Origin of the sequence: Bacillus sp. FSL K6-2865 (assembly GCF_040311405.1) — a bacterium.
Lineage (GTDB): Bacteria > Bacillota > Bacilli > Bacillales > Bacillaceae > Bacillus > Bacillus velezensis.
This window is the reverse complement of the sequence record NZ_CP152036.1, coordinates 3,110,001-3,131,411: the sequence shown is the minus strand read 5'-3', so window position 1 is coordinate 3,131,411 and position 21,411 is coordinate 3,110,001. Positions and strand designations below refer to the sequence as shown.

Sequence of the window (21,411 nt, the reverse complement as noted above, 5' to 3'; positions counted from 1 at the left end):
AGGCTGCCGGCTAAAGGGATAGGAAAAATTCCCATAGAGACCGGTTATTATTTTTCATTACAGGAACGATAGTGTACAATTTAAGTAAAATACATATGATGGAGGAACAATAGTGGAAACATTGCAAACATGGGGCGGCAGATTTAAACAGTTTTTCTTAGACAATAAATTTGTCTTGTTTTTGCTTGTATTGCTGCTCATCGGTCTCAATATCCTTGTCTTTATGAAGACATCATTTATTTTCACACCTATTATCGTCCTGCTCAAAACGATTGCGCTCCCCGTCATTTTGACAGGAATTGTTTATTATCTGCTTAATCCGATCGTAGATATATTGGAAAAAATAAGAGTGAAAAGAGTCTATTCCATCCTGCTCCTTTACCTCATTATTATAGGGCTGATTACGATTACGGTCGTTTCAATTATTCCGTTTTTAAAGGAACAGATCATGAGCCTGATCGACAATCTGCCGAAATATGTGGACATCGTTGAAGATCAGACGAAAAGCCTGATCGGAAGCGATTTTGTAAATCAGGCGCAAAAGACGATGAATATCAATATTTCCGATCTTGCTAATAAAGTATCGGCGCAGGCGGCGACAATTGCAAACAGCACATTTACCGGAGTCGGGAATTTTATCGGCGCGCTGACGGAAGTGATTATTTCAATTGTGACCGTGCCGTTTATTCTGTTCTATTTGCTGAAAGACGGCAAAAAACTGCCGATTTATATCTTAAAGTTTGTGCCCACCCGTCTGAAAGAACAAACGTATACGATGCTTAGTGAAATGAACCACAGATTAAGTTCCTATATCAGAGGACAGGTCATCGTCAGCTTCTGCATCGGGTTTTTATTATTTATCGGCTATCTGATTATCGGACTTGATTATGCGTCACTGCTTGCGGTCATTGCCGCTTGTACGAGCGTTGTTCCGTATTTAGGGCCGACCATTGCCATCACGCCGGCGATTATTATCGCGTTGGTCACTTCGCCCCTTATGCTGCTGAAGCTTGCGATTGTATGGACCGTTGTCCAGCTCGTGGAAGGGAAATTAATTTCGCCGCAGATCATGGGGAAAAATCTTCACATTCACCCGATTACCATCATCTTTGTTCTTTTAACCGCCGGAAAGCTGTTCGGGGTTGTCGGCATTATTTTAGCCATCCCGGGGTATGCGGTCATCAAAGTGGTCACGACCCATCTGTTTGATTGGTTCAAAATGCGTTCGCATTTATATGAAGAAGAAAAAAATGATGCTGGATCGAAGTCATAAAATCGGAACGGATATGATATTTATTATAAGACAGGCTTTCCTTCAGAGGAGAGCTTCTCTTTTGTAAATGATGAATGAAGGGAAGAATGGGATGACACTATGGGAGATGTTCACAGCAGCCGTTTTGGGAATCGTGGAAGGGCTGACGGAGTATGCGCCGGTTTCTTCCACGGGACATATGATCATAGCGGATGACATCTGGCTGAAATCCGGAAGCCTGATGAATCCGGAAGCCGCCAATTCCTTCAAAGTGGTGATTCAGCTCGGTTCGATTCTGGCGGTGGCCATTGTGTTTAAGGATCGGATATTACATTTACTCGGCCTCAAAAAAAACGTCACGCGCGATCAGCAGAAGGGATACAGGCTGACCATCGCGCAAATCGCCGTCGGTCTTGTTCCGGCGGCGGTGCTCGGCTTTTTATTTGAGGATTTCATTGACCGCTATTTATTCTCCGTCAGAACGGTCGCTTACGGATTAATTGCCGGAGCCGTGCTTATGCTTATAGCGGACTGGATCAATAAAAGGAAAGAAACGATCGATACGGTGGACAGAATCACCTACAAACAGGCTTTCTGTGTCGGATTATTCCAGTGTCTCGCCTTATGGCCCGGATTTTCCCGCTCAGGCTCAACGATTGCCGGAGGTGTCATTGTCGGCTTGAATCACCGGGCAGCCGCAGACTTCACATTTATTATGGCTATTCCGATTATGGCGGGCGCAAGCCTTCTGAAGCTGGTGAAATACTGGAGCAGTCTTTCTTATGACATGATTCCGTTTTTTCTTGTCGGCTTTATTTGCGCCTTTATCGTCGCCCTCTTAGTCGTCAAATTTTTTCTTCGGCTTATTAACCGGATTAAGCTTGTCCCGTTCGCCATTTACCGTGTCATCCTCGGCATCATTTTAATCATGCTCGTGCGATAAACGAAGAGGCCCCCCGGAGGGTCTTCTTTTTATGTTCGAAAAACGTCTCAGGAAAATATGAGCAAACTGAATTTTCTGCTTGAAATTCATAGAAGACTCGTCTATAATAAAACATGACGTTACAGCACGGGGCCATAGCTCAGCTGGGAGAGCGCTACGCTGGCAGCGTAGAGGTCAGGGGTTCGAGCCCCCTTGGCTCCATACCTTTAAACCCTTATTCTATAAGGGTTTTTTTGTTTGTCAGGAACAGGGCCAATAGTCCCAAAAAGCAATTGGGGACAATTTGGGGACGAAAAATTTATTTTGAGGAAGTTTAGTTGCTTTTCGCCTTCAAATTAGGATTGAATTGATCAAAATATTGAGCTGTCTCATTTCCAAGGTTTTCTAGTTACATGTCTTCGGCTTGCATGATCGGCGCGTTTCTGAATGGCGCTTATATTTTCAGCGGCTTCTATAAGGAGAGCCTAGGTGGTTTTACAAGAGGCTGCCCGTTGACCGTTTTAGAAATTGATCGATTTACATAGAAGCCGCCTCTTTCCCAATCCACATCCAAATGCGATTGAAAGGCAAGTCCTTCACCATGCCGAAAACCGCCCAATCATTGCACTGTATAAACGCCATATTATAACCCCCTATTTTGGAAAATTGCGGGTGCATTTATCTGATTTTAATCTGTTTAGACTATAGATCGAATATTGACAAAAAGGATTATGACCATAAACTCAAAGCAAGAGTCGAAATCCCCCAAGCTAATATACCAAACATCACAGAGAACCTAAGACAAGCTTCAAATTTTGTAAGCCCTCGCTCTCTTTTTGTTTTACCTAATTTCCAATAAACAGCATATCCGGAGAACACCAAAATGATTACTCCGAGTCGTGTCATATCTTCTAAAAATTTTATACCATCCATTGATTTTCACCTCGTTTATTTATGAGAAAAAAATAAAGTAGACTTGTAGAGAGTCTACTTATAAACACTATCCCAAAGTAAACATTTTCATAGAGTTTTAAACATTTGAGTGATAAAGTAAGGCGCATTTTAAAATGACACATCCTTAATCCCTCCCAATTATATTCCCCATACATTAGTTTTATTATCGCAAATGGGATGGTCGTTTCCAACAGTTACGTGAAAATAAGTAATCTGGTAGACCGCAAACAAATTGCGGTTTTTTTTCGTTCAAACATAATTTGGAAATGTTAGAATATTATATAAAAGGAGGAGTGGCCTTGTGAGTTCTGTTTTACCATCATCAGAGGTTGGCGTTAAGATCAATGAATGGTACAAAATGATACGTCAGTTCAGTGTTCCGGATGCGGAGATTTTGAAAGCGGAAGTGGAACAAGAAATAAATGAGATGGAAGAAGACGAATATCTACTGATTTACTACACCCTCATGAAATTCCGCCATCAGCTCTGTTGGATTATTTAGAACCAGTGACTACCCGTGTGAGACCGACAATTGACGAGCTGTTGGAAAAAATCGAAGCATCAAATAAAGGAATTTCCGGCCTGCTGTGCTATTATTCTTTATTTTTCCGCGGCATGTATGAATTTGATCAAAAGCAGTATGTAAAGGCGATCGGCTTTTATAGAGAGGCTGAAAAACAACTCGTTCATGTGCATGATGAAATTGAGAGAGCGGAGTTTCATTTTAAACTGGCTGAAGCATATTACGGTATGAAACAAAGCCAGTCTCCATGCATCACGTAAAGCAAGCGCTCGATATTTACGATCAGTATGAGTTGTATAAGGTCCGGAAAATTCAATGTCTATTTGTCGTATCAGGGAACTATGTAGACTTTAAACGTTATGAAAAAAGCTTGCCGCATTTAGAAAAAGCTTTAGAGTTGTCGAAACAAGTAAACAATAATGAAAGGCTGCTCAGTTCTGCTTATTACAACATAGGAAAGAATTACGGAGACTTAGAAGAATACAATAAAGCTGAAATCTACTTAAAAAAAGCAGCGGAGATATCTGAAAAGTATAAATTGGGTAACCTTCCGCATTCCTTGTTTACATACGCAAAGCTTCTATTTAAACAAGGGAAAACAAGCGAGGCGATTCAAATCAGCAAAAAGGGACTTTCATCAGCGATATTTCAAGGAGATAAGCTGTTTGAATCTCTGCAAAAATATTTGGAGGCTTTATATATTAATGCAATAGACCAAATGGGAATCAAAAAAACAATTGATTACCTTGAGAAAAATAAAAACTATTCGTATGTAGAAGATATTGCTCTTGATACGGCTGCTGTTTATGCAGAGTCAAAGCAATATGACAAATCTTATTTTTATCATCAAAAAATGATTCAAACGCAAAAACAAATTCAGAGGGGAGAATGCCTGTATGAATTTTAGAAAAGGCGTATTTATCATTGTGTCGGCTGTCGTTTTAATGTCAGGGATCGGTCTAGCAACATCGGCTGTTTCATTTGATGGATCTTATCAAGTTTCGTCTGATCGTAATCAAACCTAAGAAGGAGAGTGCCTGTATGAATTTTTAAAAAAGCATTTTCATTATTTTGGGTCTGTCGTTATCTTTTATATGCGAAGTGGGTGTGAACACAGTGGAAAAACAAACACATGATACCTTTCAAACTGCCTCAGATCGTTTCCAGACTTGATCAGCTTACGCCTTTTCTTCGGAAAAGGCTTTTTTCCTTTCTTCATTATATTGTTTCAAAACATCCACTTGTTTTTATTCTTATCCCATTTCAGCATACGCTGCCTCATGAGGTTCTTCACTGCTTCCCGGATAGCGCGTTCATCCTTGCCGGTTTTTCTCTTCAATTCATCCAAGGAGGGGTTTTTTCCGAATTGGATCATGTTAAAGATAATCCGGTACACTTTTCATTCGAAATCAGTCATTTGATCATCTCCCAACTTCATAAGTATCAACGGATAAAAGAGAATCAAATATAATAAGCCATGTATCCCCCTTATGAACTGCGCAGATAACCTCGCGTATGTATTCGTCGTCTTAAAGCTCGAACGATAAATCTATGCTAATATTAAAAAAATATGGCACTCTATATTTTTAGATCTTAAGAATATATAAGAATTGATAAGCTCAATTTTCAAATTTAATGGAGGGAAAATAGAAAGGAGAGAAATGAGAAAGTATTTTGGAATAGTGTCGCTTATCATCCTTTTATTCGCATTGTGCTTTCTGCCTCATATTCATTGGGCGCTTGGAATCCTAGGAATTGTCGTGGGGAGTATTCTAGCAATCAAATCGCCTAAAGGAATTGCAAAGAACATTTCTTTTGTTATCCTAGCACTTTGTTTACTTTTACTATTATTATTGATTGTGATGGGCGTTTTGATGGCAGGTCTAGTGGAAAATTAACCTTTAATTTATTATCCAATTTGGGGACCAACTTATTCATTTTTAGCCAAATAAAAGATTAGGGTTTGAAATAAAACGTCTGTTCGTATCAGGAACTCATCTCCAGACTGGCAGCGTAGAGGTCAGGGGTTCGACCCCCTTGGCTCCATACCTTTAAACCCTTATTCTATAAATAAGGGTTTTTTGTTTATTCATCTTCTGCGCAGCCTCTATGTTCTGCTTCATTTCTAACAACTCAAAATAAAGGAAAGAGAGAAAAATGAAAAAGAAAATCTATCTTATATTATCTCTGTCAGCTGCACTGACGCTTTTTTTGACAGCGCTCCCGGCTCTTTCTCCCGTCGTCTTCACGTCTGCTTCAGAAAAAGGAGCCATCAGGCATGACATTTATAAAAAAGGATATCCGTATCAAAGCTACTTTGCGATTCTTCGAAAAGAAGAAGGCGGCGGAGAGGCCGGGAACCTTTATTATGTAAATTGGTTCAATTGGAAAGATGATACCGGACAGACGCCGCACGTATGTTATTCAAAAAAATCGTCCGAAGGCGAGTACAAAGTAAGCTGCGGAACCGGACCGTAATGATCAAGAGCCCCTCTTCAATGAGGGGCTCTTTCTGTCAATGCCGCTCTGGCTCTCCGTTTAATATCCCCAATATAACGGCGTATCATAATGCCGATACGGATCATTCGGATAATGCGTATTTGGCTGATAAGGCGTATTCATATCATGAATCCCCGTGTTTTCAGTCTGTCCGCAGTATTTATCGGGGCCTATCACAGTTGATTGCCGGATCGGTGAAACGGCTTTTTCCCACTCATGCTCATTCAGACAGTACGTATGCGCCATGATCTCAGGCGGCGTCAGACGGAGAATATCCGAGCCGTATATCACTTCAGGCGAAGGGGCGTCAAATATGGCCAAAAGGTGGGTTTTGTCTGAAGTGGCGACTTCATAATGCCACCACCCCTGCGGAACATTCGCCACTTGTCCTGAAGAGATCGGATAATTCCGTATTTTCTGGGTGAACGGATTCAGCATCGACACCACCGCGGAACCCGAAATACAGTACACCAATTCAGCGGCGTTTTGATGGGTATGCGGTTCAATCACATTTGTTTTGCTCAGAAAGATATCTAATAATGAAATATTTTCAAGCGTGTTTAACTGTTTAATCCCCAATACATTGATAAAGTTCCGAGCATCTTTCGTAAAAAAACGGCTCTCATTCACATCATAAGTGAATTGTGTATTCGGAGACGTGTAATCGATATCGGAAACCATGCACTCCCCCGCTTTCATCTTTAAACGTATATTCCCAAATATATGTGTCCCTGTTTCACCGGGTGATAAAAAAAAGGAGGTGAAATCCATAAATTCCAAATCCAACACAATATTGTGACGACTTTTTTAAAGATTCATTTTCAATATATCTTTTATTCGAAATATCTCTTACTATAAAGATATATTGAAAATGAATCTTTAGAAGGGTTGAGGATTAACATGCTGGATGAGAGAACAATAGACATCATCAAAAGCACAGTACCCGTATTGAAAACACATGGAGAAAACATCACCGGACGCTTTTATAACCTGATGTTTCAAGATCATCCCGAACTGTTAAATATGTTTAACCAAACGAACCAAAAGAAACAGACTCAGCGCGCAGCATTGGCAAATGCAGTCATTGCGGCTGCGGCGAATATTGATCAATTAGAACAAATCATTCCGGCGGTCAGACAGATCGGCCATAAACACACAAGCATCGGTGTAAAACCGGAACATTATCCGATTGTCGGAAAGTATCTGCTTCTGGCAATTAAGGATGTGCTGCAGGATGCCGCAACTCCTGAGATTATGCAGGCATGGGAAAAAGCCTACGGTGTTATTGCGGAGGCTTTCATCGGCATTGAAAAAGACATGTACAATGAAGCCGGATGGCAGGGGTATAAAGAATTTACGGTTATACAGAAAACGAAAGAAAGCAAAGATATCACATCATTTTATATCAAACCGAGTGACGGCTCTTCGCTTCCTGGATTTGAAGCGGGACAATATATCAGCATTAAAGTGCGGATTGCGGATTCTCCTTATACGCACATTCGCCAGTACAGCCTGTCTGATGCTTCTCAAAAAGGGGCATATCGGATTTCTGTGAAAAAGGACGGAGCGGTTTCTTCTCATCTCCACAATGAAGTTCAAGAGGGAGATAAACTTGAAGTCAGCGCACCCGCTGGGGATTTCAAGCTGTCTTCTTCCGAAAAACCGGTTGTTCTTATCAGTGCCGGCTCCGGAATCACGCCGATGATGAGCATGCTGAAAACAGCCGCCGAAAAACAGCCGGAGCGTGCCGTTACTTTTATTCATGCCGCGAAAAACGGAGAGTACGCCGCGTTCCGCAAAGAGGCTGAACAAGCTGCGGAGAATCATCCGAATATTAACGTCATTTATGTATACAGTGAACCGGCAGAACAAGACCGCTCAGGAGACAAGCCTTTTTACAGCGGCAGGATTGATCAAACCTTCTTGGAGCAGCTTCATCTGAATCAAGATGCTGAATTTTACTTGTGCGGATCAGCGCAGTTTATGACGCAAATGAAAGATATGATTCTTGCACTCGGGTTTGACACTGATTCCGTTCAATATGAATTGTTCGGCCCTCAGCTGAGCATGGCATAACCAAAAAGACTCCTCAAAGAGGAGTCTTTTTTATTTGCACAATGTGTTCTTTCTCCGTCTTTTTCCCTATTTTATTGAAATTTTCATCAATGACCAGTAAAATTATAAATCTAGTGATTCCGGAATTAAAGGAAGGTTGATATGAAAAAGAAAGCAAAGACTAAAAGGGTGCTTGGGTGCCTTTTTGCTGTATCTCTTATATTCGGATTATTTCTGGTATCAATGGTGTTTTCGAAATTCATAGTGACGGAAGAAAAACCGCCTGAAGAGGTGGACGAGCAGCAGGTCTTTATTGACAGCCTTTCGGGGCATGCTCAAATTTTATATGAGAAATATCATGTCCTTCCGAGCATCACCCTCGCACAGGCCATTCTCGAATCGGACTGGGGGAACAGTGAGCTTGCGGGGAAAGCGCGCAACCTGTTCGGTGTAAAAGGTGATTATAAAGGAAAACACGTCACGATGAAAACGGATGAATTTGAAAAAGGAAAACGAAAAACGATTCGGGCAAAATTCCGTAAATACAGCACGTTTTTTGAATCAATGGATGACCATGCCAAATTATTTGTCAACGGAACGTCTTGGAATAAAAAGAAGTATAAGCCTGTCATTGAAGCGGACAATTATAAAACAGCGGCGGCTGCCCTTCAAAAATCCGGCTACGCCACAGACCCCGGCTATGCTGAAAAAATTAAAGATGTCATAGAAACCTATAACCTGAATGAATATGACAAAATCAATGCCTCTCTTAAAGCAGTTGATATGAAAGGCGCCATCAAAGACCACGCCATTGAAGACGTGTGGTCCAAGCCGTCAAAAGAGCGGCATTCTATTAAACTGGCATCGGCGCAAAAGTTTACCGGCCAGCATATTAAAGTCGTATCTGAAAAACAAAACGGAGAATCCGTCTGGTACCAAATTCAAGTGAAAGATGAGCTGATCGGCTGGGTTGACCAAACCGCCGTCCAGTTAAGTGAAGAAACATAAGCATCAAAAAAAGCCGGCAGCCCGCCGGCTTTTTTACATTCCTTCAGTTTCAAACCTTTTAATATCACGTTTATGCCCCATCAGCACAAGGCAGTCACATTCATGAATGACAGTCTCCGGAGAAGGGGACAGCTGAATGTCTCCGTTATGTTTCAGGGCGAGAATGGTGCAGCCGAATCTGGCCCGGACGCCAAGATCAAGAATGGATTTTAAATGCAGCTTTTTCGTGGCTGAAAGCTCCACGATGCTGTATTCATCTGACAAATCAATATAATTTAAGACGTTTTCATCCGAGAGGCTTTGCGCAATCCGCACGCCCATATCCTTTTCGGGATGGATAATACGATCAGCACCGATCTTTTCAAGCACTTTGTGATGATAATAGTTTTGCGCTTTCACCCAAATATTAGGGATGTTCAGCTCCTTCAATAACAGCGTCGTCAGCGTGCTTGCCTGAATGTTGGCGCCGATTGCTACGATGACATATTCAAAATTTCTGATGCCGAGCGACTGAAGCTCGCTTTCTTCCGTTGAATTTGCCCGCACAGCATGCGTGGCATAAGAGGAGTATGCGTTGACCCGCTCTTCGCTGATATCGACCGCAAGCACCTCATGCCCCATTTTAAAAAGCTCTTTACAGATGCTTCCGCCGAAACGTCCGAGTCCGATGACGGCAAATTGTTTATTTTTGATTTTTCCCAATCCTCATAACTCCTTAAGAAACTGTTTTCGTCACTCCAAATACAACAAACAAGAATGTACTCCTGTTTCAAGGGTTTGTCAATGCGAGGGCTGGAAGAAAGAAAACAGCACGAAAAAAGACCGGCTGACAAGCGATGGGCTTGTGCCGGTCCGTTTTTCGCAATTATTTGCAGTTGCAAGGCTGTGTCGGCGGTGTGCTGCGTTTTTGAACAACAATTGTGTCCTCAGCATAGAATTTAGAGCCGATGCTTAATGATTTATTTTCTGCACGGAACTTATATGTACCTGCAGCAGGCAATGTTTTATTATTAAGAGAAAGCTTGAATTCCGCTGCGCCGAGCAAATCAATGTTTAACGGAAGTCTGACTGTTTTGCCGTTATTCAGAATCTGTCTTTCACGCAAAGCGTGTCCGTTGACTGTATCTTTTGTTGTAGCCGCAAATCCGCTAGGAAGGGTAAATTCCATAACGCCTAAGCTCAGGATCGTGTTCGGACGGTACGTCAATTCGATATCAGAAAATGACCATTCCTGCTGGCTGGCACCTGTATATTTTGCAAATAAGGTAGCAGTCGCTTTCGTGGACATTTCCGGTTCGTGAACGGTTGAGCCTGACTCAGCGGCGAATGACGCTGTCGGCAGAGAAAGAAGCAAAACCAGGCCGAATAAACTTGCCATGACAGTTGAGAAAAATTTCTGTTTCATTTTCATAAATCCCCCTAAAAAAATTTGTTGATTGTTCTTAAAAAAGAACGACCATACCTATAAAAATTTACCATCAATTTTAATGGAAGTAAATGGGGTTATGTTCCTATATTTTCTCAAAAATAATCAAATCACGACAAAAAACGCCTGATTTTGATTCAGGCGTTTTTTTCGTCCGTTTCTATCGGAATAAATTTAAAAATTTCCCCGCTCTGAACCGAGTCAGCGAGACGCTTCAGCCAATGATAATAAGCTTTCGAACTTTCAAGCTGATCATATAACTGCCGCGCTTCTTCCTGTAATTCCGTGTTGCCTTCCTCGGCCAGCAAAACGGACTGCAAATCCGCCTGGGCCTGTTCGATGGCGGACAAATTCACCTGAACTTCACGATCCCATTTCGGCGGGAAGAAATTCGTGAAAAACGTAAAGAAATCTTTTTCCGCTACAAACGTATGCTTCCGTGTGCCGCGGTGAAAGGTTTTTTTGACCACATTTAAATCCTGCAGCTTTTTTACGCCTGTGCTCATACTCGGTTTGCTCATCTGCAGTTCCTCACGCATTTCGTCAAGCGTCATTTCATCCCTCATATACATTGTTCCGTATAAAATCCCGACACTTCGAGTGATTCCGTAAAGATCCATCGTCTCTGCAATGGAATCAATGACAAGATCCCTAGCTTGTTCTATAGCTGCGAATTCTGGATTCTCATCCATACTGTCCCTCTTTTCCTCTTGAAGTTTAAATTTGTTAAGTCATTTCTTTATGTTCTTAATCTTAACGAATCATGACAAAATGTCAAAATCTAAACGGACTGACCGGGTTTTGACAGGCAAAAAAACATATGTTAAATTAATATTGTTAAAAACATTAAATTTTTATTTAACAAACTTACTTTTCGGTAAGGAGGACTCTTATGAGCAAAACGCTTTATATCGGCGGCGAATGGATCAGTGCAGAAAAAAAACAGACCCGCCGTATCATTAATCCATTTAATCAAGAAGAAATTGCAACGGTATGCGAAGGAGACCGGAACGATGCGGTGAAAGCCATCGCCGCAGCCAGAAAAGCATTTGATGAAGGGGAGTGGCCGGTGCTTTCCGGGCTCGAGCGCGGACAATTTGTTCTGAAAATTGCGGAATTAATCAGACGCGATCTGAACGAATTAGCTGAGCTGGAATCGCTCGATACAGGAAAAACGATTGAAGAAAGTAAAGCCGATATGGATGATATCGCAAATGTATTTCAATATTATGCCGGTTTGGCGGATAAAGACGGAGGCGAGGTCATTTCATCTCCGATTCCCGATTCCGTAAGTAAAATCGTCAGAGAGCCAATTGGCGTATGCGGACAAATTACGCCGTGGAACTATCCGCTCCTTCAGGCGAGCTGGAAAATCGCTCCCGCTCTTGCGGCCGGAAACACGATCGTTTTAAAGCCGAGCGAGATTACTCCGCTGACAACCATTAAAGTCTTTCAATTAATAGAAGAAGCCGGTATTCCGAAAGGGGTCGCCAATCTTGTGCTGGGCCCGGGCGCCTCTGTCGGCGATGAGCTGGCGAGAAACCTCGACGTCGATTTGGTCTCTTTTACGGGCGGAATTGAAACAGGCAAAAAAATCATGCAGGCGGCAAGCGGCAATGTGAAAAAGATTGCCCTGGAGCTTGGCGGCAAAAATCCGAATATCGTATTTCAAGATGCAGATCTCGAAACAGCTGCAGATCAAGCGCTGAACGCCGTGTTTTTCCATGCCGGCCAAGTTTGTTCGGCAGGGTCACGTCTTTTGGTGGACGAAGCCATTCATGATGAATTTTTAGCCGAGCTGATCAAGCGCACGAAACGCATCAAATTAGGAAATGGTTTTCATGAAGATACGGAAAGCGGTCCGCTGATTTCCGCCGAGCATCGGGCCAAAGTCGAAAAATACGTAGAAATCGGTATCGAAGAAGGGGCAAAACTGGAAACAGGCGGCAAACGTCCTGATGATCCCGCCCTTCAAAACGGTTTCTTCTATGAACCTACTATTTTCTCACACTGCAAGTCTGGTATGCGGATAGTCCAAGAGGAGATTTTCGGCCCCGTTTTAACAGTTGAGTCATTTTCATCTGAAGAAGAAGTGATCAGACTTGCCAACGATACCATTTACGGGCTGGCCGGAGCGGTATGGTCAAAGGATATTGAAAAATGCGAACGCGTAGCCGCCAAACTGCGGATGGGAACGGTATGGATCAATGATTTCCACCCGTATTTCGCGCAAGCGCCATGGGGCGGGTACAAACAATCGGGCTTCGGCCGCGAACTCGGCAAAATCGGTCTGGAAGAATACACGGAAATCAAACATATTTACCGCAACACGAAACCAGCGGCTGTGAACTGGTTTCAAGCATAACGAGGAGGAAATACAATATGACATTAAATATGAAAGTAGAAAGCATGCATAAATTCCATACATTCGAAATCCCGACAGTCATTAAACACGGAATCGGTGCGATTCAGCACGCGGGAAGTGAAGTCAGAGCGCTTGGCGTCACAAAAGCGCTGCTCGTAACAGACCCGGGAATTTATAACGCGGGAGTGGCAAACCCGGTCATTGAATCTTTACAGGAAGCGGGCATCGAAGTCGTCCTGTTTAACAAAGTGGAGCCGAACCCGCCTGTACGTCTTGTAAACGAAGGATCAGAACTGTATAAAAAAGAAAACTGCAACGGCCTTGTGGCTGTCGGCGGCGGAAGCTCCATGGATACAGCGAAAGCGATCGGGGTAGAAGCGACACACGAAGGAAGCGTGCTTGATTATGAAGCCGCGGAAGGCAAAAAGCCGCTGGAAAACCGTATTCCTCCGCTGACAACGATCCCGACGACTGCGGGAACAGGTTCAGAGGTCACACAATGGGCGGTCATTACAGATGAGGAAAGAGAATTTAAATTCAATACGGGCGGACCGCTTATCGCCGCGCATTTAACGGTCATTGACCCTGAGCTGCACACGTCCATGCCTCCGCATGTGACGGCCATGACAGGTATTGACGCACTTGCGCACGCCATCGAGTGCTATACGATGAAATTCGCGCAGCCGATCACTGATGCCGTCGCTTTAATGGCCATTGAATATGCGGCGCATTATATTAAGCGCGCGTTTGCGGACGGAGAGGATTTGGAAGCAAGATACGGCATGGCGCAGGCGGCGATGCTTGCCGGCCTTTCATACGGCAGTGAATCAGCAGGCGCGGCGCATGCGATGAGCCAGACGCTCGGCGGCATCATCCCTGTCGCTCACGGACAATGCGTCGCAGCTATGATGGGGCCGGTAATGGAATACAACTGGAAAGGCTATCCGGAAAAATTCGCCCGCATCGCCAAAGCATTCGGAATCGATACAAGCAACATGACAACCGAAGAAGCGGCAAAAGCGTCCGTCAACTGGATGTATGATCTTGTAAAAGATTTAGAGGTGCCGAGTTTAGAAGAACAAGGTGTGTCTCCGGACATGATTGAACGTTTATCAAAAGAAGCCATGAAAGATCCGCAAACTTTCGGAAATCCAAGAGATTTGAATGAGAAAGCATACAACTGGATTTACAAACGCTGCTTTGACTTAACGCCGAAAACGGTATAATAAATGAACCCCGCTCCTTTACAGAGCGGGGTTTTTTAAGGATAATGTCAAGAAAAAGGCGGTGGCGGCTGATGTGGAAACGCATAACAGCAAAGACGGAAGGCGTATATATAGCGGATACCGAACAATTTGTTACCAAAAAGATGGACAAGCTTCGTGCGGAATACGGCGGGTTTCCCGGTGACCTGCATTTCGGACTGACAAAAAAGGCCGGCGCGCGTGAGCCGATGTATGAAAGAGGAACAGAAATTTTTAACCGGAGACAGATTTCAATCGTGTCCATGGAGGAATGTGATGACATTGCGGAGAAGATGGGGATTTCTCATATCTTTCCCGAATGGCTCGGCGCTAATATCGCAATCAGCGGTTTTTCTGCACTGACGCCGCTTAAGGAAGGAAGCAGAATGATATTTCCGAGCGGTGCGTCTCTGTTGTGCGAGGGAGAAAATGATCCGTGCATTCAGCCGGGAGAAGTCATTCAATCCTTTTATCCGGATCAGCCAAAACTCGCCGCGGCGTTTGTGAGGCACGCGATGGGCAGAAGAGGAATTGTCTGTATTGTTGAACGCCCGGGTGACATATGCACGGGCGATGCGGTCACCATCCATTCTTATGAACCGAAACGCGCCAAGAAAAAAATCGAGAAGGTCTGACTCAGACCTTTTCGATTTTTTGTTTGATTTCTTTTATTTGATTAATGTGACGCTTTTCATGATGGCCGATAAAATCAATCCACTGGCGGATCGTCAGTTCTTGAAAAACAGGATGGGGAAGCACACGTTCAAAGTCTTCCTCGTTTAATGATGAAATAACTGCGGTCAGCTGCTGTCTTGCCGTATCTAATTCCTGTTTTGCTTCAATGACTGATAATCGGTTTTGCTCAGGTTCGAGGTGTGACGGCGCCGGCCGTTTAGTTGTTCTGTCCTCTATAAACTCCATCGGTTTTTCTTCTATTTCTTTTAACGGTGCGTCTTTTGCCTGCTTTGATAAAAGGGTCTGCGCTGTTTCGTCAATTTTCTTTAAATGGTCAAGGACTTCCCGCACGCTCCATTCATCAGCCGCGGGCTTTCGGTTGAATTCCTCATCAGAGAGTCCTTTCAGTTCTTCCCAGATCTGCTGTCTGGCTTCATTAAAAATGCTCATCCTATCTCCTCCTTTAGAGTAAACATATCATATCCGGATTGGATAATCATGTAATCAGCCTTCCTTATCAGAAAATTGAAACCATTCACCTTTACATCCGTATATAAAGTAACACTCCGACACCTCGGCCGAAAGGAGGATAGAAGATGGACATATTTCATCTGCCGCTTGAAACGGTCTATCTTTACACATTGATTATTTCGGGAAGTCTCACGCTTTTGATTCTGTTTTTTCAAGATGTGTTTCACGGCCTCTCGGAAGCCATTCCTGTTTCATTTTTAAACCCTGCATTGATTCTGTCTTTTTTAACAATCTTTTCAGCCTCAGGTTATATCGGCGAAATCGCCGCTCCGCTATCAAGTTCTGTCATTGCGTTGCTTTCATTTGTTCTTTCGGTTCTTTTGGTCAGCCTGCTTCACTTCTTCGTCCTTGTCCCGCTTTCATCAGCGGAAGAATCGCTCGCTTATCGAGAGACGGATTTAAAGGGCAGAGTCGGCAGGGTCATTACTTCCGTCCCGAAAGACGGCTATGGAGAAGTGATCATAGAGGGAATAGGGGGCGCCATTTCTAAATCAGCCGTCAGCTTTGATCAAGAACAGATCAAGTACGGAACGGCCGTATTAGTGATTGACGTAAAAGACGGAGTGCTTTTTGTGACGCCGCATGAACCAATCTGATATCTAAGGGGGAACTGTTATGACTATGCCGATTATCATCGTCATCGGAATCGTATTCTTTTTACTCATCGCACTTATTGCTGTATTTATTACGAAGTACCGGACGGCGGGGCCGGACGAAGCCCTTATCGTGACCGGAAGTTATTTGGGAAATAAGAACGTCCACATTGATGAAGGCGGAAATCGTTTAAAAATCGTCCGGGGCGGGGGAACGTTCGTGCTCCCGGTATTCCAGCAGGCAGAACCTCTCAGTTTACTGTCAAGCAAACTTGATGTCTCTACACCTGAAGTCTATACAGAACAAGGCGTGCCGGTAATGGCCGACGGAACCGCCATTATTAAAATCGGAGGCTCCATCGGTGAAATCGCAACAGCAGCTGAACAATTTTTGGGGAAATCTAAGGAAGACCGTGAGCAGGAGGCGCGGGAGGTGCTGGAAGGCCATCTGCGCTCCATCCTCGGCTCTATGACCGTTGAAGAGATTTATAAAAACAGGGAAAAGTTTTCTCAGGAAGTCCAGCGGGTCGCGTCTCAGGATCTTGCTAAAATGGGGCTCGTGATCGTTTCTTTTACGATTAAAGACGTCCGCGATAAAAACGGCTATCTTGAATCATTAGGTAAGCCGAGAATTGCCCAAGTCAAGCGGGATGCGGACATTGCCACGGCAGAAGCGGATAAAGAGACGAGGATTAAACGCGCGGCCGCTGATAAAGACGCAAAAAAATCAGAGCTGGAGCGGGCGACGGAAATAGCTGAAGCGGAAAAAATCAATCAGCTGAAAATGGCGGAATACAGAAGAGAGCAGGATACAGCAAAAGCCAATGCCGACCAGGCATATGATCTTGAAACAGCAAAAGCCCGCCAGCAGGTGACAGAGCAGGAAATGCAAATTAAAATTATTGAGCGGCAAAAGCAGATTGAATTGGAGGAAAAAGAAATTCTGCGCCGTGAGCGCCAATATGACTCTGAAGTGAAGAAAAAAGCCGATGCCGACCGTTACTCGGTGGAACAAGCGGCCGAAGCCGCAAAAGCGAAGCAGCTCGCGGAAGCGGATGCCGAGCAGTACAGTATCGAAGCGATGGCCAAGGCGGAAGCGGAACGCGTGAGAATTGACGGTCTTGCTAAAGCGGAGGCTGAAAAGGCGAGAGGAGAAACCGAAGCGGAAGTCATCCGCCTGAAAGGTCTCGCAGAAGCGGAAGCTAAAGAAAAAATCGCCGAAGCATTCGAAAAATACGGGCAGGCTGCAATCCTTGATATGATTGTGAAAATGCTGCCTGAATATGCGAAGCAAGTCTCAGCGCCTCTTTCCAACATTGATAAAATAACCGTCGTTGATACGGGAGGAAGCGGTGAAAACGGCGGGGCCAATAAAGTCACAGGCTACGCAACCAATTTAATGGCCGGTCTTCAGGAAAGCTTAAAAGCATCTTCCGGAATCAATGTAAAAGAGCTTATTGAGAATTTTTCAGGCAAAGGCAACATAAAACAAAGTATAAATGAACTTACAAAAGAACTGAGTGATTCGAACGAACGGCACAGCCCGGAATAAAAAAACAGCAGGCGTAAACCGCCTGCTGTTTCAGTTCGTCCGCTTAGCTTCAAGAAGCCGCGGCGCAGTCATGAATAATAAGATAAGGACAATGGCCGAAAGGATAAAAGAAGGAATCATATAAGTCGCGTTATAGACGGACGAATAAATCCATACCGGCGTGCCTTTCGGAGCATAGCTTCCGAAAAAGACCGCTCCGGAGACCACATGTGCCGCATAGCGCAACACACTGCCGATGAAAACACCGCCTATAACATACATCGTTAAAGCGCCTCTTTTTTTATTCAATGCCGATTCCCGTACACCGGAAGCAAACAAGCCGCTGAAACCGAGGACTGCAAATGCCGCGATGTAATCAAGAAATAGCTGCACCGGGTGCTGCAAAAACAAATTGCCGATGGCGATCTGGACAATCCCTGTCAAAAAGCCTGTCGTAAGCCCGGCTTTCACTCCCCAGCGGAATGAAATCAAAAAAATCGGAATCATCATAATAGAGACCGAACCGCCTTGGGGCATCCGGAGAAACATACCTGAGACAATGTCCAGAATGACAGCCGCCCCGGTCATAATCGCTATTTCAATTAAGCGCACAAGCTGTGTTGAATGATTCATAGTTTTCCCCCTGGTCAGACAACCGTAACAAGGATAAACAAAAAAGCAGCGCGGGGAAGGATGGGAAAAGGTCCGCGCGCTGCTTACATAAACTGCAAATCATTTGGCTTTGCCACATCCCTACGCCAGCGTTAACTAACAGGTTCAAAGGGTCAGAACAAAACGTTCACTCTCAGCTTTAATGCTCCCCTTGTGGTCATCAAGTATTTAGTTCAATCTTACTATACAAGAAAATATGCCAAACCACAAGACAGCTTATCTTTCTATAGAAGAGAAACTGAAATAAGTATGAAAGAAAATAATTAATGATTTTTTTAAAAAAACTATTGTCATATTTTCAAAAGGGTGTTATATTATTAAACGTCGCTGATGAACAGCAGACAACAACGAAAAGCTTCGGAAACAACTTGAAAAAAGTTGTTGACATAAAAGAAGCTGAGTGGTAAGATAATAAAGCTGCTTCAACAAGCGGTAATGATCTTTGAAAACTAAACAAGACAAAACGTACCTGTTAATTCAAAGTTTTAAATAAATCGCACAGTGATGTGCGTAGTCAGTCAAACTACTTTATCGGAGAGTTTGATCCTGGCTCAGGACGAACGCTGGCGGCGTGCCTAATACATGCAAGTCGAGCGGACAGATGGGAGCTTGCTCCCTGATGTTAGCGGCGGACGGGTGAGTAACACGTGGGTAACCTGCCTGTAAGACTGGGATAACTCCGGGAAACCGGGGCTAATACCGGATGGTTGTCTGAACCGCATGGTTCAGACATAAAAGGTGGCTTCGGCTACCACTTACAGATGGACCCGCGGCGCATTAGCTAGTTGGTGAGGTAACGGCTCACCAAGGCGACGATGCGTAGCCGACCTGAGAGGGTGATCGGCCACACTGGGACTGAGACACGGCCCAGACTCCTACGGGAGGCAGCAGTAGGGAATCTTCCGCAATGGACGAAAGTCTGACGGAGCAACGCCGCGTGAGTGATGAAGGTTTTCGGATCGTAAAGCTCTGTTGTTAGGGAAGAACAAGTGCCGTTCAAATAGGGCGGCACCTTGACGGTACCTAACCAGAAAGCCACGGCTAACTACGTGCCAGCAGCCGCGGTAATACGTAGGTGGCAAGCGTTGTCCGGAATTATTGGGCGTAAAGGGCTCGCAGGCGGTTTCTTAAGTCTGATGTGAAAGCCCCCGGCTCAACCGGGGAGGGTCATTGGAAACTGGGGAACTTGAGTGCAGAAGAGGAGAGTGGAATTCCACGTGTAGCGGTGAAATGCGTAGAGATGTGGAGGAACACCAGTGGCGAAGGCGACTCTCTGGTCTGTAACTGACGCTGAGGAGCGAAAGCGTGGGGAGCGAACAGGATTAGATACCCTGGTAGTCCACGCCGTAAACGATGAGTGCTAAGTGTTAGGGGGTTTCCGCCCCTTAGTGCTGCAGCTAACGCATTAAGCACTCCGCCTGGGGAGTACGGTCGCAAGACTGAAACTCAAAGGAATTGACGGGGGCCCGCACAAGCGGTGGAGCATGTGGTTTAATTCGAAGCAACGCGAAGAACCTTACCAGGTCTTGACATCCTCTGACAATCCTAGAGATAGGACGTCCCCTTCGGGGGCAGAGTGACAGGTGGTGCATGGTTGTCGTCAGCTCGTGTCGTGAGATGTTGGGTTAAGTCCCGCAACGAGCGCAACCCTTGATCTTAGTTGCCAGCATTCAGTTGGGCACTCTAAGGTGACTGCCGGTGACAAACCGGAGGAAGGTGGGGATGACGTCAAATCATCATGCCCCTTATGACCTGGGCTACACACGTGCTACAATGGACAGAACAAAGGGCAGCGAAACCGCGAGGTTAAGCCAATCCCACAAATCTGTTCTCAGTTCGGATCGCAGTCTGCAACTCGACTGCGTGAAGCTGGAATCGCTAGTAATCGCGGATCAGCATGCCGCGGTGAATACGTTCCCGGGCCTTGTACACACCGCCCGTCACACCACGAGAGTTTGTAACACCCGAAGTCGGTGAGGTAACCTTTATGGAGCCAGCCGCCGAAGGTGGGACAGATGATTGGGGTGAAGTCGTAACAAGGTAGCCGTATCGGAAGGTGCGGCTGGATCACCTCCTTTCTAAGGATTTTAACGGAATATAAGACCTTGGGTCTTATAAACAGAACGTTCCCTGTCTTGTTTAGTTTTGAAGGATCATTCCTTCAAAACATAGGAACACCTGCTAAATGCGCCACTTCCTGTGGCAACGCATGTGTTAGCATGTCCTATGCGTTGTTCTTTGAAAACTAGATAACAGAAGTAATTCACATTCAATTAGTAATGCAAGATATCACGTAGTGATTCTTTTTAACGGTTAAGTTAGAAAGGGCGCACGGTGGATGCCTTGGCACTAGGAGCCGATGAAGGACGGGACGAACACCGATATGCTTCGGGGAGCTGTAAGCAAGCTTTGATCCGGAGATTTCCGAATGGGGAAACCCACCACTCGTAATGGAGTGGTATCCATATCTGAATACATAGGATATGAGAAGGCAGACCCGGGGAACTGAAACATCTAAGTACCCGGAGGAAGAGAAAGCAAATGCGATTCCCTGAGTAGCGGCGAGCGAAACGGGACCAGCCCAAACCAAGAGGCTTGCCTCTTGGGGTTGTAGGACACTCTGTACGGAGTTACAAAGGAACGAGGTAGATGAAGAGGTCTGGAAAGGCCCGCCATAGGAGGTAACAGCCCTGTAGTCAAAACTTCGTTCTCTCCTGAGTGGATCCTGAGTACGGCGGAACACGTGAAATTCCGTCGGAATCCGGGAGGACCATCTCCCAAGGCTAAATACTCCCTAGTGACCGATAGTGAACCAGTACCGTGAGGGAAAGGTGAAAAGCACCCCGGAAGGGGAGTGAAAGAGATCCTGAAACCGTGTGCCTACAAGTAGTCAGAGCCCGTTAACGGGTGATGGCGTGCCTTTTGTAGAATGAACCGGCGAGTTACGATCCCGTGCAAGGTTAAGCAGAAGATGCGGAGCCGCAGCGAAAGCGAGTCTGAATAGGGCGAATTGAGTACGTGGTCGTAGACCCGAAACCAGGTGATCTACCCATGTCCAGGGTGAAGTTCAGGTAACACTGAATGGAGGCCCGAACCCACGCACGTTGAAAAGTGCGGGGATGAGGTGTGGGTAGGGGTGAAATGCCAATCGAACCTGGAGA

At 44.8% G+C, this 21,411-nt stretch carries 16 protein-coding genes, 1 tRNA gene, 2 rRNA genes, 2 pseudogenes and 1 riboswitch (1 of these 22 cut by a window edge); of the genes and pseudogenes, 14 read left to right on the top strand and 7 right to left on the bottom strand.

Annotated elements, in window-relative coordinates:
• Nucleotides 1-112: 112 nt before the first annotated feature.
• From NYE42_RS15495 to NYE42_RS15485, 3 genes are all read left to right on the top strand, one after another.
• Complete coding sequence (locus NYE42_RS15495) at nucleotides 113-1,273, top strand: AI-2E family transporter (RefSeq protein WP_007408629.1); 1,161 nt, start codon at nucleotides 113-115, stop codon at nucleotides 1,271-1,273.
• Between the two features lie 91 nt (nucleotides 1,274-1,364).
• Entirely contained in the window at nucleotides 1,365-2,195 is an 831-nt protein-coding gene (locus NYE42_RS15490; RefSeq protein WP_015240453.1) for an undecaprenyl-diphosphate phosphatase, read from the top strand.
• Between the two features lie 128 nt (nucleotides 2,196-2,323).
• Nucleotides 2,324-2,396 (top strand) — tRNA-Ala (locus NYE42_RS15485).
• A 507-nt stretch (nucleotides 2,397-2,903) separates the two neighbouring features.
• Here NYE42_RS15485 and NYE42_RS15480 read toward each other — a convergent pair.
• A complete protein-coding gene (locus tag NYE42_RS15480; RefSeq protein ID WP_080130012.1) occupies nucleotides 2,904-3,107 on the bottom strand; it encodes a hypothetical protein in 204 nt (67 codons plus the stop codon).
• A 322-nt stretch (nucleotides 3,108-3,429) separates the two neighbouring features.
• On the opposite strand from NYE42_RS15480, the pseudogene NYE42_RS15475 reads away from it, so the two are divergent.
• Together NYE42_RS15475 and NYE42_RS15470 are read left to right on the top strand one after the other, a co-directional pair.
• Nucleotides 3,430-4,558 (top strand): annotated as a pseudogene (locus NYE42_RS15475) (Rap family tetratricopeptide repeat protein).
• Nucleotides 4,559-5,808: 1,250 nt separating this feature from the next.
• Nucleotides 5,809-6,129: a hypothetical protein gene (locus tag NYE42_RS15470; protein WP_144664220.1), complete on the top strand. Its 321-nt coding sequence runs from the start codon at nucleotides 5,809-5,811 to the stop codon at nucleotides 6,127-6,129.
• 186 nt (nucleotides 6,130-6,315) lie between these two features.
• Here the strand turns inward: NYE42_RS15470 and NYE42_RS15465 are convergent.
• A pseudogene (locus tag NYE42_RS15465) lies at nucleotides 6,316-6,831 on the bottom strand (cupin domain-containing protein); the annotation flags it as partial.
• Nucleotides 6,832-7,050: 219 nt separating this feature from the next.
• On the opposite strand from NYE42_RS15465, the gene hmpA reads away from it, so the two are divergent.
• Together hmpA and NYE42_RS15455 are read left to right on the top strand one after the other, a co-directional pair.
• The gene (hmpA, locus tag NYE42_RS15460; protein ID WP_199022118.1) at nucleotides 7,051-8,226 is read left to right on the top strand and encodes an NO-inducible flavohemoprotein; all 1,176 of its coding nucleotides are present in this window, start codon (nucleotides 7,051-7,053) and stop codon (nucleotides 8,224-8,226) included.
• Nucleotides 8,227-8,367: 141 nt separating this feature from the next.
• Entirely contained in the window at nucleotides 8,368-9,213 is an 846-nt protein-coding gene (locus tag NYE42_RS15455) for a glucosaminidase domain-containing protein (RefSeq protein WP_014418724.1), read from the top strand.
• 33 nt (nucleotides 9,214-9,246) lie between these two features.
• Here NYE42_RS15455 and NYE42_RS15450 read toward each other — a convergent pair whose 3' ends face one another.
• From NYE42_RS15450 to NYE42_RS15440, 3 genes are all read right to left on the bottom strand, one after another.
• A complete protein-coding gene (locus NYE42_RS15450; protein WP_007613331.1) occupies nucleotides 9,247-9,915 on the bottom strand; it encodes a TrkA family potassium uptake protein in 669 nt (222 codons plus the stop codon).
• A gap of 163 nt (nucleotides 9,916-10,078) precedes the next feature.
• Nucleotides 10,079-10,618, bottom strand: coding sequence for a biofilm surface layer hydrophobin BslA (gene bslA, locus NYE42_RS15445; RefSeq protein ID WP_015240450.1), 540 nt, complete (start codon nucleotides 10,616-10,618; stop codon nucleotides 10,079-10,081).
• 158 nt (nucleotides 10,619-10,776) lie between these two features.
• Nucleotides 10,777-11,331 (bottom strand): GbsR/MarR family transcriptional regulator, encoded by a 555-nt coding sequence (locus NYE42_RS15440; RefSeq protein ID WP_032869843.1) that lies wholly within the window; start codon nucleotides 11,329-11,331, stop codon nucleotides 10,777-10,779.
• A gap of 200 nt (nucleotides 11,332-11,531) precedes the next feature.
• Here NYE42_RS15440 and betB point away from each other — a divergent pair, with 200 nt between their 5' ends.
• From betB to NYE42_RS15425, 3 genes are all read left to right on the top strand, one after another.
• Entirely contained in the window at nucleotides 11,532-13,004 is a 1,473-nt protein-coding gene (gene betB / locus NYE42_RS15435) for a betaine-aldehyde dehydrogenase (RefSeq protein WP_144463953.1), read from the top strand.
• A 17-nt stretch (nucleotides 13,005-13,021) separates the two neighbouring features.
• A complete protein-coding gene (gene gbsB, locus NYE42_RS15430) occupies nucleotides 13,022-14,230 on the top strand; it encodes a choline dehydrogenase (protein WP_003152181.1) in 1,209 nt (402 codons plus the stop codon).
• 71 nt (nucleotides 14,231-14,301) lie between these two features.
• Nucleotides 14,302-14,883 (top strand): MOSC domain-containing protein, encoded by a 582-nt coding sequence (locus tag NYE42_RS15425; protein ID WP_003152182.1) that lies wholly within the window; start codon nucleotides 14,302-14,304, stop codon nucleotides 14,881-14,883.
• Nucleotide 14,884: 1 nt separating this feature from the next.
• Here NYE42_RS15425 and NYE42_RS15420 read toward each other — a convergent pair whose 3' ends face one another.
• Entirely contained in the window at nucleotides 14,885-15,373 is a 489-nt protein-coding gene (locus NYE42_RS15420; protein WP_352426574.1) for a DinB family protein, read from the bottom strand.
• A 146-nt stretch (nucleotides 15,374-15,519) separates the two neighbouring features.
• Between NYE42_RS15420 and NYE42_RS15415 the strand changes: the two genes are divergently transcribed.
• The gene (locus tag NYE42_RS15415) at nucleotides 15,520-16,050 is read left to right on the top strand and encodes an NfeD family protein (RefSeq protein WP_007410165.1); all 531 of its coding nucleotides are present in this window, start codon (nucleotides 15,520-15,522) and stop codon (nucleotides 16,048-16,050) included.
• Nucleotides 16,051-16,069: 19 nt separating this feature from the next.
• Nucleotides 16,070-17,599 carry a flotillin family protein gene (locus NYE42_RS15410; protein WP_119027103.1) on the top strand — a complete coding sequence of 510 codons (1,530 nt, stop codon included), beginning with the start codon at nucleotides 16,070-16,072 and terminating at the stop codon, nucleotides 17,597-17,599.
• 30 nt (nucleotides 17,600-17,629) lie between these two features.
• On the opposite strand, the gene thiT is transcribed toward NYE42_RS15410, so the two are convergent.
• The gene (thiT, locus tag NYE42_RS15405; protein ID WP_007410163.1) at nucleotides 17,630-18,211 is read right to left on the bottom strand and encodes an energy-coupled thiamine transporter ThiT; all 582 of its coding nucleotides are present in this window, start codon (nucleotides 18,209-18,211) and stop codon (nucleotides 17,630-17,632) included.
• Between the two features lie 100 nt (nucleotides 18,212-18,311).
• A riboswitch (TPP riboswitch) is annotated at nucleotides 18,312-18,412 on the bottom strand.
• A 366-nt stretch (nucleotides 18,413-18,778) separates the two neighbouring features.
• Here thiT and NYE42_RS15400 point away from each other — a divergent pair.
• Together NYE42_RS15400 and NYE42_RS15395 are read left to right on the top strand one after the other, a co-directional pair.
• Nucleotides 18,779-20,328, top strand: a 16S ribosomal RNA gene (locus tag NYE42_RS15400).
• Nucleotides 20,329-20,561: 233 nt separating this feature from the next.
• Nucleotides 20,562-21,411, top strand: a 23S ribosomal RNA gene (locus tag NYE42_RS15395); it runs 2,080 nt beyond the window's last position.
• The 16S and 23S rRNA genes sit together here, the layout of an rRNA operon.

Bases quoted from the DNA above. Each gene is read 5' to 3' on its own strand.
- NYE42_RS15490 (WP_015240453.1), top strand. From the start codon at position 1,365: ATGACACTATGGGAGATGTTCACAGCAGCCGTTTTGGGAATCGTGGAA.
- NYE42_RS15480 (WP_080130012.1), bottom strand. From the start codon at position 3,107: ATGGATGGTATAAAATTTTTAGAAGATATGACACGACTCGGAGTAATC.
- NYE42_RS15470 (WP_144664220.1), top strand. From the start codon at position 5,809: ATGAAAAAGAAAATCTATCTTATATTATCTCTGTCAGCTGCACTGACG.
- hmpA (WP_199022118.1), top strand. From the start codon at position 7,051: ATGCTGGATGAGAGAACAATAGACATCATCAAAAGCACAGTACCCGTA.
- NYE42_RS15455 (WP_014418724.1), top strand. From the start codon at position 8,368: ATGAAAAAGAAAGCAAAGACTAAAAGGGTGCTTGGGTGCCTTTTTGCT.
- bslA (WP_015240450.1), bottom strand. From the start codon at position 10,618: ATGAAACAGAAATTTTTCTCAACTGTCATGGCAAGTTTATTCGGCCTG.
- NYE42_RS15440 (WP_032869843.1), bottom strand. From the start codon at position 11,331: ATGGATGAGAATCCAGAATTCGCAGCTATAGAACAAGCTAGGGATCTT.
- betB (WP_144463953.1), top strand. From the start codon at position 11,532: ATGAGCAAAACGCTTTATATCGGCGGCGAATGGATCAGTGCAGAAAAA.
- gbsB (WP_003152181.1), top strand. From the start codon at position 13,022: ATGACATTAAATATGAAAGTAGAAAGCATGCATAAATTCCATACATTC.
- NYE42_RS15425 (WP_003152182.1), top strand. From the start codon at position 14,302: ATGTGGAAACGCATAACAGCAAAGACGGAAGGCGTATATATAGCGGAT.
- NYE42_RS15420 (WP_352426574.1), bottom strand. From the start codon at position 15,373: ATGAGCATTTTTAATGAAGCCAGACAGCAGATCTGGGAAGAACTGAAA.
- NYE42_RS15415 (WP_007410165.1), top strand. From the start codon at position 15,520: ATGGACATATTTCATCTGCCGCTTGAAACGGTCTATCTTTACACATTG.
- NYE42_RS15410 (WP_119027103.1), top strand. From the start codon at position 16,070: ATGACTATGCCGATTATCATCGTCATCGGAATCGTATTCTTTTTACTC.
- thiT (WP_007410163.1), bottom strand. From the start codon at position 18,211: ATGAATCATTCAACACAGCTTGTGCGCTTAATTGAAATAGCGATTATG.